This window comes from Tateyamaria rhodophyticola (assembly GCF_047777875.1).
Classification (GTDB): Bacteria; Pseudomonadota; Alphaproteobacteria; order Rhodobacterales; family Rhodobacteraceae; genus Tateyamaria.
Genome location: NZ_CP180519.1, coordinates 2,535,141 through 2,548,738 on the forward strand (window position 1 = coordinate 2,535,141; position 13,598 = coordinate 2,548,738).

A 13,598-nucleotide genomic window follows, 5' to 3' on the forward strand; every position below is an offset into this window, starting at 1 on the left:
ACAGTTTTGACGGTGTTGATGGCCCAATGTGGTGCAATTGGGGATCAACCTGTCCACGGCGGATGCCGGACGTGATGAACGCGTCGACAAGGTGAGTGAACTGGTGCGCCATGCTGTCATCCGCTGCGTGCGGATGTTGATCCCGGCGCGCGGAGTTCCGTGCGGTGTTGTAGGGTGGGCAATACTGCCCACCCCGTTTGGATCAGGTCACGTCCTTGTAGCTGATCTCGGCCTTGTCGGTGCCGCCTTTTTCGCGGCGCACCAGCAGGCGGTTGAGCGCATGAACGTAAGCCTTGGCGCTGGCCACAACTGTATCGGTGTCCGCAGACTGACCCGTGACGATGCGCCCGTTTTCTTCCATGCGCACGGACACAGTGGCCTGTGCGTCGGTGCCTTCGGTTACGGCGTGCACCTGATAGAGTTGCAGCCGCGCCTCGTGCGGGAACAGCGCCTTGACTGCGTTGAAGGTCGCATCCACAGGCCCGTCGCCGGTTTGGGTCGTCATCTTGGCCTCGCCGTCGATCACCAGCACCATGTCGGCCACTTGCGGCCCTTCAGTGCCGCAGCGCACGGCGAGTTTTTCGATGACCAGACGTTCTTCGTCGGGGTCGGTGGAGGTGCGCATGAGGGCGACGAGATCGTCGTCAAACACCTCTTTCTTGCGGTCGGCCAGGTCCTTGAACCGGACAAAGATGTCCTTGAGCTGGTTGTCACCGACCTCAAACCCCAACTCTTCCAGCTTGGCCCGCAGCGCGGCACGACCCGAATGCTTGCCCAAGGGCAGGGACGTGCCGGAAAGCCCTACATCTTCGGGGCGCATGATCTCGAACGTCTCGGCGTTCTTGAGCATGCCGTCCTGATGGATGCCGGATTCGTGGGCAAAGGCGTTCTTGCCCACGATCGCCTTGTTGAACTGGACCGGAAAGCCCGAGACCGTGGCGACGCGGCGCGAGATGTTCATGATCTTGCGCGTGTCGATGCCGGTGTCGAACGGCATGATGTCGCCGCGCACCTTGAGCGCCATCACCACCTCTTCGAGGGCGGTGTTGCCTGCCCGTTCGCCCAGACCGTTGATCGTGCATTCGATCTGGCGCGCGCCCGCCTCGACCGCGGCGAGGCTGTTGGCCGTGGCCATGCCCAGATCGTTGTGACAATGCGTGGCAAAGATCACCTCATCCGCGCCGGGCACACGGTCGATCAGGTCGCGGATCAGATCGGCGCTTTCACGCGGGGCGGTATAGCCCACGGTGTCAGGGATGTTGATCGTCGTCGCCCCTGCCTTGATCGCGATTTCGACGACGCGGCACAGGTAGTCCATTTCGGTGCGGGTGGCGTCCATGGGCGACCATTGCACGTTGTCGCACAGGTTGCGGGCGTGGGTGACCGTCTGTTCGATCCGCTCGGCCATTTCGTCCATCGTGAGGTTGGGGATCGCGCGGTGCAGCGGCGACGTGCCGATGAACGTGTGGATGCGGGGGCGTTTGGCATGTTTCACCGCCTCCCAGCAGCGGTCGATATCGCCCAGCTGCGCGCGGGCCAGCCCGCAGATCACCGCATTTTCCGCCTGTCTGGCGATTTCGCTCACCGCGTTGAAATCGCCTTCGGAGGCGATGGGAAAACCCGCTTCGATGATGTCCACGCCCATTTCGTCGAGCAGGCCCGCGATTTCGAGTTTTTCCGCGTGGGTCATCGTGGCGCCGGGCGATTGTTCGCCGTCGCGCAAGGTCGTGTCAAAAATGACAACTCTGTCTTTGGTCATGTCTCTGATTTCCGATTTGTCTGCTTCGTGTTCCGTGGCGCGCAACGCATTCCTCTGAGCAGGCGCGCCGATGGGTGCGCTCAGAGGCGGATTAGAAGCAGGAGGCCACGCAGAAGCGCGCCCGAGGGGCGTGCGGTCAGGATATGCGTGGTCTGTGTCATGGGTGCTTTATACCGCGCCTTTGGCAAATGGGAAGGCTGGAAATTGCGGGTGTTGCGCGGGCGGCACCTGCGGGAGCCTCCGGCGGGAGTTTATTTGGCGAGATGAAGTTGATGGATCGCATTTGACCGCTAGCTCGTGCGGCCATGGAAAAGGTTTTGATCATTGGCGCGTCGGGTGGGATCGGGTCCGCTCTGGCTGCGGGCTATGCGGCGCGAGGGGCGCATGTCGATACGCTGTCGCGGTCTGTGGATGGGTTTGATGTGACGGATGCGGCGTCGGTCGCGTCACATCTGTCCGGGCGGTCCGGTTATGAGCGGGTGGTTGTGGCCACCGGGGCGTTGGAGATTGGCGGAGCCGCGCCTGAAAAGACGATCAAGGGGCTGAGCGCGCAGGCGATGCTGGATCAGTATGCGTTGAATGCGGTGGGCCCGGCGCTGGTCCTGAGCCATGTGGCCGGGTTGGTGCCGCGGGATGCGCCGTCGGTGGTTGCGGTTCTGTCGGCGCGGGTCGGGTCGATCGGGGACAACCGGATTGGCGGCTGGATCAGTTATCGCAGCGCCAAGGCCGCCGTGAACCAGGTGGTGCGGACCGCAGCGGTCGAGATCGCGCGCACGCACAAGGAAGCGGCGGTTGTGGCCTTGCATCCCGGCACCGTCGCAACGGCATTCACCGAAAAGTATCTGGGCCGCCATCCGGCAGTCTCGGCGGAGGCGGCGGCGGCCAACCTGATTGCGGTGATGGACGGGCTTGGTCCCGCGCAATCGGGCGGATTTTATGATTATAGCGGTGCGGAGGTGCCTTGGTGAGCCGGCTCGTTCTTGTTCTTGGCGATCAGTTGTCCGAAGACGTGGCCGCCTTGGCGGCGGCGGACAAGGACCGGGACGTCGTGGTGATGGCAGAGGTTGCGGCAGAAGGCACTTATGTGCCGCACCACCCCAAAAAGATTGTCCTGATCCTTGCCGCGATGCGCAAATTTGCTGCGCGGCTGCGTGCGGCCGGGTGGCAGGTGGCTTATTCCGAGCTTGATGACAGCGACAACACGCAATCCATTCCCGGCGAATTGATCCGGCGGGCCGCACAGTTTGGCGCGTCGGAGGTTCTTGCCACGGAGCCGGGGGAGTTTCGGCTGATAGCGGCGCTGGAAGAGTGTCCGCTCAAGGTTCAGATGCTGGAAGATACGCGGTTCATCGCGTCGCATGCGGAGTTCGACAGCTGGGCAGAGGGCCGAAAGGCGCTGCGGATGGAGTACTTCTATCGCGAGATGCGGCGCAAGACGGGTCTGATGATGGAGGGGGATGATCCGGCGGGCGGGCAGTGGAACTATGACCACGACAACCGCAAGCCCGCCAAGGACGGCGTCGATTACGCGGGTCCGATGCACTTTACGCCGGACGACACGGTCGAGGCGGTGATTGACATGGTCGAGCGCCGCTTTGGCAATCATTTCGGGGACGCGCGCCCGTTCTGGTTCGCGACGGATCAGGGGCAGGCCCGTCAGGCGCTGTCGTTTTTCATCCGTGAGGCGTTGCCGAAATTCGGGGATTATCAGGATGCGATGCTGGCAGATCACCGGTTTCTGTATCATGCGCTGGTGTCGCCCTATGTGAACATTGGCCTGCTGGATCCGCTGGAGGTCTGTCAGGCCGCCGAAGACGCCTGGCGCGCGGGCGACGTGCCGATCAACGCGGCCGAAGGGTTCATCCGCCAGATCATAGGTTGGCGCGAATACATGCGCGGCATCTACTATCACGAAGGGCCCGATTACGCGGCGCGCAACGGGTTGGGGCATGATCGCAAGCTGCCGGATTTCTTCTGGGGGTCGGAAACGCGGATGCGCTGCGTGTCCAAGGCGATCGAGCAGACGGGCGAAGAGGCATATGCCCACCATATCCAGCGGCTGATGGTGACGGGGAATTTCGCACTGATCGCCGGGCTGGACCCGGCGCAGGTGTCCGAATGGTATCTGGCCGTCTATGCGGATGCGTTTGAATGGGTCGAAGCGCCCAATGTCGTGGGCATGTCGCAATTTGCCGATGGCGGTGTGATCGCGTCGAAACCCTATGTGTCGTCAGGCGCATATATCAACCGCATGTCAGATTATTGCAAAGGGTGCCATTACAAGGTGAGCGTCAAGACCGGCGAAACGGCGTGCCCGTTCAACGTGCTCTACTGGCATTTCCTCGACCGGCACCGGGACCGCTTTTCCAACAATGCGCGCATGGGAAACATGTACCGCACGTGGGACCGGATGGACGCGGAACGACGCGAGACGGTGCTGGCGGATGCGCAGGCGTTTCTGGACAGGATGGACCGGGGCGATCTGGTCTGACGCGGGCCAGCGCTCACTCCGGTGCCGCGACGCAGGCCTCGAACGCGTCAATGTCCCGTGCGTCCGAGATGTTTGGGCTGCACGCGGTGACCGTTTGAACACATGCCATGTCGAGGCTGGGGAACTGGCACGCCGTCATCGCCGCAAGCATGGCCTGTGACGCGGCATCTTCCCATGCGGCGCCTGCTGGCACGCCTTCGATATTGAGGCCAAGCGCCTGCGCGATGGGCAACTTGGCATCGGCCATGCTCCATTCCGTCTGGATCACCGGGCCGTCCTGCACCGTGATCTCCAGCGCAACAGAAGGTGCGGCCAGGATGTCGGCGAGCGTGCCAACCGGCACTTGCCCCTCGCCATGCCAGAGCCGGTCGCGCACCGCCCGGCCGGTTGATCGTGCGTATTCCACGATACGTCCCTGTTCGGTGCGCGCCACGACCGTCTTGGGGGCAAAGCCCTGGGGCGTGACGATCACGACAGGCCCTTCACGGGCCACATCGCCCACGTCCTCGGACAAGGTATAGAGCGCCATGACACGGCCCAGCGGGTTCCGATAGAGATGCAGCCCGAACCCGTCCGCGTTCACAACCCGCGCCAGCTTGGTCTCAAATCCGTCAATCGGATCCTGCCAGCCCTCGACAAAGGTCCACTCGGCCAAAGCCGGGCGTGCCAAAAGCATGAAAAGCACAAGGATACATGCCTCTCTTGGCCGGAAATACCACGGGGGAGCGCCAGAGGCGCGGGGGCAGCGCCCCCATGTGGCGCGCATCAGCTTTCGTCGGCGAGGGCGCCGCTGCTCCACTCGCCGGTGGCCTCCTCGCCTGTGGCATAACGCATGGTGCCGACGCCCTGACGCTTGCCTGCCTTGAACGTGCCCTCGTAGACGTCCCCGTTGGCATAGGTCGCAACGCCTGTGCCGTCGATTTCGCCGTTGGTCCATTCGCCTTCGTAGACAAAGCCCGACGCCATCACGATCTTGCCCGTTCCGTGACGCTGGCCGTTTTCGAACTGGCCTTCATAGACGGTGCCATCGGGATAGGTGGCTGTGCCCATGCCGTGGCGCTGGCCGTCCTGCCACGCGCCCTCATACCGGTAGCCATCGGCATAGGTCATGACGCCCATGCCGTGGTTTCGGGCATTCTTGAATTCACCTTCGTACACCACGCCGTTGGGGTATGTCGCCCGACCGGTCCCTTCGATCACACCCGCAACCCAGTCCCCTTCATAGGTGGAGCCGTCGGTATAGGTGATCTTGCCTTTGCCGTGGGACAGATCGTCCCGGAACGCGCCTTCGTAGATCGCCCCATCGGGATAGGTGACGCGGCCCTGACCGGCGATCTGTCCGTCGGCCCATTCACCCACATACAGATACCCGTCCGTCCCGGTGAATGTGCCCGTGCCGTGGCGGCGGTCGTCGCGAAACTCGCCTTCGTAGATGTCGCCATTGGCATAGGTCACCTTGCCCGTACCCTCGCGCTTGCCCGACACCAGCGTGCCTTCGTAAACATCGCCATTGGGTTGGGTCAGCGCGCCTTTGCCGTCGATCTGGCCGTCTTTCCAAAGACCGACATAGATCAGCCCGTCCGGCATGGTCAGCGTGCCGGTGCCCTGCCGTTTGCCGTCCGCGATCTGACCGTCATAGACCGCGCCATCGGGATAGGTGATGACCCCCGTGCCCTGTTTGATGCCGTCGACCCAGTCACCCTTGTATTCATAACCGCCGGGGCTTTGCATGACGCCCTTGCCGTGGTGCTTGGCATTGCGGAACTCACCTTCGTAGCGCACGCCATTGGCATAAAGTGCCACGCCCTCACCGATGATTGCACCCGCCTGCCACGTGCCCTCGTAGGTGCCGCCATCGGCAAAGGTGATCTTGCCAAACCCGTCCGGCTTGCCCTTGGCAAAGCTGCCTTCATAGACCGACCCGTTGGGGAAACGCGCAACACCCGCGCCCTTGATCTCGCCATCCACCCATTCGCCGGAATATTCATAGCCGTTTGGCAGCCGGTAGGTGCCTTCCCCATGCTGCAACCCACCGCGGAAGGTCCCCTCATAAATGCCGCCATCGTCATATTGCTTGGTCAGCACCTGACCGCTCTGGGCGAACGCCAGTGCCGGCATGAGTGTGAAGGCCATGATCAAACTGCGAGCGCGCATGTGTCACCTTATCCAGAATCTGTGCCCCGCAGCAGGGGGCGGGACGTCGCAAAGGTTAGGACAGGGGCGGGCAAGGGGCAATGCCCTTGACCTATCCGTGACCGGCCTTTGGCACATCTCGTCACGGGTGGGTTCCCTCGGCTGGTCATTCTGCTACATCACGGCACGCGAACAGGAGGGCTGACATGGCCGACACATTCCGGATCACCCTTGCCCAGTTGAACCCTGTTGTGGGCGACATCACCGGTAACGCGGCCAAGGCGCGCAGCGCGTGGGAGGCTGGCCGCGACGCAGGCGCCGACCTGGTCGCGCTGCCCGAGATGTTTCTGGTGGGCTACAACGCGCAGGACCTCGTGATGAAGCCCGCATTTCACACCGCGGCAATGCAGGCGGCAGAGGCGTTGGCGGCAGAGTGCGCCGACGGCCCCGCGCTTGCCATTGGCTGCCCGTGGGCCGAAGGCACCGAGCTTTATAACGCGTATCTCATCTGCAAGGGCGGCAAGATCGCGAGCCGCGTGCTCAAGCACCATCTGCCGAACGAGACGGTCTTTGACGAGGTGCGCGTGTTCGATGCGGGCCCGCTGGGTGGGCCGTATTCGGTTGGCAACACGCGCGTCGGCTCGCCTGTGTGCGAGGATGCATGGCATCCGGACGTGGCCGAAACGCTAGAGGAGACGGGGGCCGAATTCCTGCTCGTGCCCAATGGCTCGCCCTACTACCGGGGCAAATATGAGACCCGGCTGAACCACATGGTGGCGCGCGTGGTTGAGACGGGTCTGCCGCTGATTTACCTCAACATGGTCGGCGGACAGGATGATCAGGTGTTCGACGGCGGCAGCTTTGCGCTGAACCCCGGCGGCAAGCTGGCGCTGCAACTGCCCGTGTTCGACGAAGTTGTCACCCATGTGGACCTGAGCCGAACCCCCGAGGGCTGGCGCGTGGTCGAGGGCGACATCACGGCCCACCCGGACGCGTGGGAACAGGACTACCGCACCATGGTCCTGTCCTTGCGGGACTACTGTGGCAAGACGGGGTTCAAACAGGTCCTTCTGGGCATGTCGGGTGGCGTGGACAGCGCGTTGGTCGCGACCATCGCCGCCGATGCGCTGGGCCCCGAAAACGTGCGCTGCGTGATGCTGCCGTCGGAATACACATCCCCGCATTCGCTTGAGGATGCAGAGGCCTGCGCCAAGGCGCTGGGTGTGCGCTATGATTACGTGCCCATCGCCGACACCCGCGCTGCCGTCACGTCCACTCTCGCACCGCTTTTTGAGGGCACCGAAGAGGGTCTGACCGAGGAAAACATCCAGAGCCGCATTCGCGGCCTCCTGCTCATGGCGCTGAGCAACAAGTTCGGCGAAATGCTGCTGACCACGGGAAACAAGTCAGAGGTCGCAGTGGGCTATGCCACGATCTACGGCGACATGTCGGGCGGCTACAATCCGATCAAGGACCTCTACAAGACGCGCGTGTTCGAGACCTGCCGCTGGCGCAATGCCAATCACCGGGACTGGATGATGGGCAACGCGGGCGAGGTCATCCCCGAACGGATCATCAGCAAGCCGCCAAGCGCCGAGTTGCGCGAGGACCAGAAGGACAGCGACAGCCTTCCGGATTATCCCGAGCTGGACGCGCTGCTGGAAATCCTTGTGGATGACGATGGCTCCATCGCCGATTGCGTGGCGGCAGGATATGACGCGGAGACGGCGCGCAAGATCGAACGCCTGATCTATCTCAGCGAATACAAGCGGTTCCAGTCCGCCCCGGGCGCGCGCCTGACCAAAGCTGCGTTCTGGCTCGACCGCCGCTACCCAATCGTGAACCGCTGGCGCGATCCTTCTTGAGCCGTCTGCCAGACCCGCTGGTCCTGCACGTGATCCCGGCCAGGATGCGGCGCACGGGGTGGTCGTCGATCACGCTGGGCGTGTTCCTGACGGGCATCTGCGCGGTGGTGTACCTGTTTGGCGCGTTCTTTCCGCTGTTCTTTGGCCTGTTTCTGGTGATCGGCCTTTTGTTGACCGGCCTTGGTCTTTTGAACCTCGGGATCGCGCGCGGGCGGCCCGTGGCCTTGCGGATCGACCGGCATGGCATGTCCGGATACTACGTGCCGACGCTGAACTGGACCGACATCCTGCGGTTCGGGCGCACCGCGCCGGGCAGCCAGACACTGGCCATCGAACTTTTTGACCGGGCCGAGGTGCGGCGGCGGCAGACGTCGCTGATGTGGCGGTTCAACCTGCGCCTGCCGCTTGGCGGCAATTGGCATATTGTCGTGCCGGGCGAGGTGCTGGAGCATGATCTGGACCGGATCGTGGCCACGGCCAAACGGTTCCACAGCGCGGCCATGGCGCGTGATCAGGGGAAAACGGGAATGTGACTTGAGCAGGCCACGCGGGGTGCGCATCGTAGACGCATCTCATGTTGGAGCGCCCGATGTTTTTCCGTCCCGTCCTGTTTGTCCTTTCGCTGCTGCTGATGCCCTTGCCCGTGTTGGCCTGCGGTCCGGATACGAATTGCGATATCGGAGACCGGCATTACAGGATCGCCATGCCGGACGGGCATGATGGGGTCACGCCGGTGGGGGCCATCGTCTTTGCCCACGGCTATCGCGGATCGGCGCGCGGGGCGATGAACAACGGCAATCTGCGGCGCATGGTGTCGGATATGGGGCTTGCCCTGATCGCGGTGAAATCAGCCGGTGATGACTGGGACATCCCCGGCACGCCCAGCAATGTGCGCAGCACGGGCGCCGCGGAGATCGCCTATTTCGATGCGGTTGTGGCCGATGCGACGAGCCGCTTTGCCATTGATCCTGCACGTCTGATGATGTCGGGGTTTTCGGCCGGTGGCATGGTCATGTGGCAGCTGGCCTGTGACCGGCCGGGCCTGTTTGCCGGGTTTGCGCCGGTGGCGGGCACGTTCTGGCAGGGACCACCCGACACCTGTGTAACGCCAGCCAACGTCGTTCACATCCACGGCACGTCGGACCGCACGGTCCCTTTGGCGGGGCGTCGCATCGCAAGCACAAAGCAAGGGGACGTGCGCGAGGTGTTGGCCATGTACCGCGCCTTTGGCGGCTATGCGGGAGCGACGTCCGCGACAACGGATCGGCTGACCTGTTCGCAGTCTGCGAATGCCGAAGGGCGCATCCTGGATTTCTGCACCTTTGACGGCGGGCATTCGTTCAGCCGGACGTTCCTGTCCCATGCGTGGGGGCGGCTGGAAGCGGCTGGCGCGCTCTAGCGCCCTATTCCCACCACCGATCAACCGCCGCGATGTCGTCGTCGGACCAGCCAAAATGGTGCGCAAATTCGTGGATCACCACATGGGCCACCAAGTCGCGCAGGCTCACACCGGGCCGGTCCTGCAATTCATCAAGAATGGGCGCGCGGTAAAGCCAGACGATGTCGGGATAAGGGGAGGGGTCCGCCGCACTCTTGAGGGGCAGGGGCGTTCCGTCATAGAGGCCGGTCAGGTCCAGAGGATCGTCGATCCCGAGATCGCGCAGCACGTCGTCCGGGGGCCAGTCGATCACCTGCACCGCAACGGCGCGCGCATGGTCGCGGAAGGGCTGTGGCAGCCCCTCCACCGTGTCCTCGGCCAGCGCGGCGATGGCCGCGAGGCTGGGCTCTGCCGTGTCCGTCAGAGCGTCAGCTGATAGCTGTGCGGCGTATAGCGGTAACCTTCGCCCGCCCGCTCCACATAGCCGAAGGCGGGCCAGGGCATGTGGTAGCTGGAGAACGGCACACCGTCCGTCGCCATCATGTCGAGCAGGGTCTTGCGCGTGGCCGCGGCGGCGGCCTTGTCCATGTCAAAGCGGACCTCCCAATCGGGATAGCCCAGCGACCACACGAAGTGGTTGGCAAAATCCGCCCCCAGCAACAGCTGCGCGCCGTCGCTTTCCAGCATGTAGACCATGTGGCCCGGCGTATGCCCGAAGGCCGCCATGCTGGTCACGCCCGACGCGATGCTGGCGCCGTCATCGACCATCGTGAACTGATCCATCAGCGGCTTGACGATGCCATCGAACCGCTCGTTTTCCGCACCCGCCCAGTGGTTCATCTCAACCGCGCCGGCATAGTGCTGTGCGTTGCCATAGGTCGGCGTGCCATCCGTTTGCAGCCCGCCGATATGGTCGCCATGCATGTGGGTGATCACCACCTTGTCGACCTGATCGTCGGTGTAGCCCGCCGCCTCAAGCGCGCTGGTGGTGCCTGCGGGGTTCAGGCCGGTGTCGAACAGGATCAGCTCGGACCCGGTGTTCACCACCACGGGCGTAAAGAAGAACTGGGCCGCGTTCAGGGGCAGGTTGTTGGCGTTCGACACGGCTTCGAATGTTTCCTTGTCGACATTCATGCCAAAGATCGATTGCGGGTCTTCCCGTACGGCGCTGCCTGCCAGCAGGTTGGTGACCTCGAACCCGCCCAGCGTGACGCGTTTGAAGGACGCCTGTGATGCGCCCAGCATGGGGGCTGCGGCGCGGGTTGATGTGGCCGCGGCGGCCAGCGGCAGGGCAGCCGCTCCGGCAAGAGCGGCGCGGCGGGAGATTTTGGGGGTGTGGGACATCGGTCGGATCCTTCCTGTCTGAGGCCCTTAAACATAGTGCATCTGACGCGGCGTCACGGGGAAAGACCCATCGGCACCCGTTCATTTTTGCGAGAGCAGGCGGAAAAAGGTGGAAATCCGATCAGTTGCGCGCGGCATTGTGCGGATGATTTGCGCTGCACCGCGCAGCTGACAGCATGGGAAAACCGCGCCTTCCTGTCGCCGCAGATCGTGCCATGCGGTGAACCGGGCCGCATCTGCCGCAAATTCGGACGCGGTTTTGGCGGAATCGCCGGTCCCTTGGCAACTTTTTGAGACGGTTTGCGAACAAAAGAGCAGGGCCAAAGGGTCGCACTTTTGTTAACCTTCTGAAATCGCTCAAAAACCGGGTTTTGCCTTGTGCGCTAACACATGTTGCGGGGTGCGAAACCCTCTGCTACATCCGCCCTGATTTTCATGCCACGGCTTGCGCTGCGGCGTACCAACGCCCTCGGCGTGTACTCTGTACGCGGCAAACCGGGGCCAGACATCGAAAGGGTGGACGTGTCCGAACCAGCTTCGATTTCAACAGGCATTGCGTCGCGCTATGCGGCAGCGGTCTATGACTTGGCCAAGGACGAAAAGTCCGTCAAAGCCCTGGAAGGGGATATCGATACGCTCAGCACCGCGCTGGCCGACAGCGCCGACTTGAACGCGCTGATCCATTCGCCGGTCTACAGCCGCGAAGAGCAGGCCGCCGCAATCACAGCCGTTGCCAAGAAAGCGGGCCTGTCCGGCCTGATGACCAACACGCTGGCACTGATGGCGGACAAGCGCCGTCTGTTTGTCGTGCCGCAACTGATCGCGGCCCTGCGCGCCATCATCGCCGAAGATAAAGGCGAGGTGACCGCCGAGGTGACGTCGGCCAAGGCGCTGACCAAGGCGCAGTCGGACAAACTTGCCAAGACGCTCAAGGCCCGCATGGGCAAGGACGTTTCCATCACAGCTTCCGTCGATGAAAGCCTCATCGGCGGTTTGATCGTTAAAGTGGGCTCGAAGATGATCGACACGTCGATCCGCTCCAAGCTCGCTTCCCTCCAGAATGCAATGAAAGAGGTCGGATAAATGGGTATCCAAGCAGCAGAGATTTCTGCGATCCTGAAAGACCAGATCAAGAACTTTGGTCAGGAAGCAGAAGTGGCCGAAGTGGGTCGCGTGTTGTCGGTGGGTGACGGGATCGCGCGCGTTTACGGCCTCGACAACTGCCAGGCCGGTGAGATGGTCGAATTTCCCGGTGGCATCATGGGCATGGCCCTGAACCTGGAAAACGACAACGTCGGCGTTGTGATCTTCGGCTCTGACCGGGACATCAAGGAAGGCGACACCGTCAAGCGCACCAACGCCATCGTGGACGTGCCCACGGGCGACGCGCTGCTGGGCCGTGTTGTGGACGGTCTGGGCAACCCGCTGGACGGCAAGGGCCCGATTGAAACGGACACCCGTTCGGTTGCGGACGTCAAAGCCCCTGGCATCATCCCGCGTAAATCGGTGCACGAGCCGATGGCGACCGGCCTCAAGGCCGTGGACGCGATGATCCCGATTGGCCGTGGCCAGCGCGAACTGATCATTGGCGACCGTCAGACCGGTAAGACTGCCGTGGCCCTCGACGCGATCCTGAACCAGAAATCCTACAACGACGCCGCGGGCGATGATGAGAGCAAGAAGCTCTACTGCATCTACGTCGCCGTCGGCCAGAAGCGTTCGACCGTGGCGCAGCTGGTGAAGAAACTCGAAGAGAGCGGCGCGATTGATTATTCGATCGTGGTTGCGGCCACCGCGTCCGATCCCGCACCGATGCAGTTCCTGGCACCTTACGCCGCGACCGCGATGGCCGAGCATTTCCGCGACAATGGCCGCCACGCGCTGATCATCTATGATGACCTGTCCAAGCAGGCCGTGGCGTATCGCCAGATGTCGCTGCTGCTGCGTCGCCCGCCGGGCCGCGAAGCTTATCCTGGCGACGTGTTCTATCTCCATTCGCGCCTGCTGGAGCGGTCTGCGAAGCTGAACGAAGACAACGGCGCAGGTTCGCTGACGGCGTTGCCGATCATCGAAACTCAAGGCGGCGACGTGTCGGCCTTTATCCCGACCAACGTGATTTCGATCACCGATGGCCAGATCTTCCTCGAAACGGAACTGTTCTATCAGGGTATCCGTCCTGCTGTGAACACCGGTCTGTCGGTGTCGCGGGTTGGCTCGTCCGCGCAAACGGATGCGATGTCGTCCGTGGCCGGTCCGGTGAAGCTGAGCCTCGCTCAGTACCGTGAAATGGCGGCGTTCGCGCAGTTCGGTTCCGACCTTGATGCGGCGACACAGCAGCTCTTGAACCGTGGCGCGCGTCTGACCGAGCTGATGAAGCAGGCACAGTATTCGCCGCTGACCAATGCGGAAATCGTCTGCGTGATCTTTGCGGGCACCAACGGCTATCTCGACAAGATCGACGTGTCCGAAGTGGGCAAGTTCGAAGCGGGCCTCCTGAGCTTCCTGCGCTCGCAAAAGGCGGACTTCCTCAAGTGGATCGCGGACGAAGACCCCAAGTTCAAATCGGGTGAAAACGTCGACAAGATGAAGGCGGTTCTCGACGAGTTCGCGTCGACCTACGCATAAGGA

Annotated in this window: 12 protein-coding genes; 7 read left to right on the forward strand and 5 right to left on the reverse strand. The window is 62.9% G+C overall.

What is annotated here, in order from left to right; genetic code table 11:
- Positions 1-202 precede the first annotated feature (202 nt).
- Complete coding sequence (locus tag ACERHN_RS14015; RefSeq protein WP_415919639.1) at positions 203-1,759, reverse strand: 2-isopropylmalate synthase; 1,557 nt, start codon at positions 1,757-1,759, stop codon at positions 203-205.
- A gap of 305 nt (positions 1,760-2,064) precedes the next feature.
- Between ACERHN_RS14015 and ACERHN_RS14020 the strand changes: the two genes are divergently transcribed.
- Both ACERHN_RS14020 and ACERHN_RS14025 read left to right on the forward strand, forming a co-directional pair.
- Positions 2,065-2,727, forward strand: coding sequence for an SDR family NAD(P)-dependent oxidoreductase (locus ACERHN_RS14020; protein WP_415919640.1), 663 nt, complete (start codon positions 2,065-2,067; stop codon positions 2,725-2,727).
- The gene (locus tag ACERHN_RS14025; RefSeq protein WP_415919641.1) at positions 2,724-4,250 is read left to right on the forward strand and encodes a cryptochrome/photolyase family protein; all 1,527 of its coding nucleotides are present in this window, start codon (positions 2,724-2,726) and stop codon (positions 4,248-4,250) included. The genes ACERHN_RS14020 and ACERHN_RS14025 overlap by 4 nt, the downstream gene beginning before the upstream one ends.
- A gap of 13 nt (positions 4,251-4,263) precedes the next feature.
- Here the strand turns inward: ACERHN_RS14025 and ACERHN_RS14030 are convergent, their stop codons facing one another.
- Both ACERHN_RS14030 and ACERHN_RS14035 read right to left on the reverse strand, forming a co-directional pair.
- Entirely contained in the window at positions 4,264-4,926 is a 663-nt protein-coding gene (locus ACERHN_RS14030; RefSeq protein ID WP_415919642.1) for a hypothetical protein, read from the reverse strand.
- Between the two features lie 89 nt (positions 4,927-5,015).
- A complete protein-coding gene (locus ACERHN_RS14035; RefSeq protein WP_415919643.1) occupies positions 5,016-6,383 on the reverse strand; it encodes an MORN repeat-containing protein in 1,368 nt (455 codons plus the stop codon).
- 206 nt (positions 6,384-6,589) lie between these two features.
- Here ACERHN_RS14035 and ACERHN_RS14040 point away from each other — a divergent pair, with 206 nt between their 5' ends.
- The 3 genes from ACERHN_RS14040 to ACERHN_RS14050 are packed head-to-tail and all read left to right on the forward strand — an operon-like array spanning position 6,590 to position 9,647.
- Positions 6,590-8,248: an NAD+ synthase gene (locus ACERHN_RS14040; protein ID WP_415919644.1), complete on the forward strand. Its 1,659-nt coding sequence runs from the start codon at positions 6,590-6,592 to the stop codon at positions 8,246-8,248.
- The gene (locus tag ACERHN_RS14045; RefSeq protein ID WP_415919645.1) at positions 8,245-8,781 is read left to right on the forward strand and encodes a hypothetical protein; all 537 of its coding nucleotides are present in this window, start codon (positions 8,245-8,247) and stop codon (positions 8,779-8,781) included. Before ACERHN_RS14040 ends, ACERHN_RS14045 begins: the two co-directional genes overlap by 4 nt.
- A 56-nt stretch (positions 8,782-8,837) precedes the next feature.
- Positions 8,838-9,647 carry an alpha/beta hydrolase family esterase gene (locus ACERHN_RS14050; RefSeq protein WP_415919646.1) on the forward strand — a complete coding sequence of 270 codons (810 nt, stop codon included), beginning with the start codon at positions 8,838-8,840 and terminating at the stop codon, positions 9,645-9,647.
- Between the two features lie 4 nt (positions 9,648-9,651).
- Here ACERHN_RS14050 and ACERHN_RS14055 read toward each other — a convergent pair whose 3' ends face one another.
- Positions 9,652-9,993 carry a metallopeptidase family protein gene (locus ACERHN_RS14055; protein WP_415919647.1) on the reverse strand — a complete coding sequence of 114 codons (342 nt, stop codon included), beginning with the start codon at positions 9,991-9,993 and terminating at the stop codon, positions 9,652-9,654.
- Positions 9,994-10,046: 53 nt separating this feature from the next.
- The gene (locus ACERHN_RS14060) at positions 10,047-10,970 is read right to left on the reverse strand and encodes an MBL fold metallo-hydrolase (RefSeq protein ID WP_415919648.1); all 924 of its coding nucleotides are present in this window, start codon (positions 10,968-10,970) and stop codon (positions 10,047-10,049) included.
- 522 nt (positions 10,971-11,492) lie between these two features.
- Here ACERHN_RS14060 and ACERHN_RS14065 point away from each other — a divergent pair.
- Together ACERHN_RS14065 and atpA are read left to right on the forward strand one after the other, a co-directional pair.
- Positions 11,493-12,053, forward strand: a complete 561-nt coding sequence (locus ACERHN_RS14065) for a F0F1 ATP synthase subunit delta (protein ID WP_415922745.1) — start codon at positions 11,493-11,495, stop codon at positions 12,051-12,053.
- Complete coding sequence (gene atpA, locus ACERHN_RS14070) at positions 12,054-13,595, forward strand: F0F1 ATP synthase subunit alpha (RefSeq protein WP_415919649.1); 1,542 nt, start codon at positions 12,054-12,056, stop codon at positions 13,593-13,595.
- Positions 13,596-13,598 lie beyond the last annotated feature (3 nt).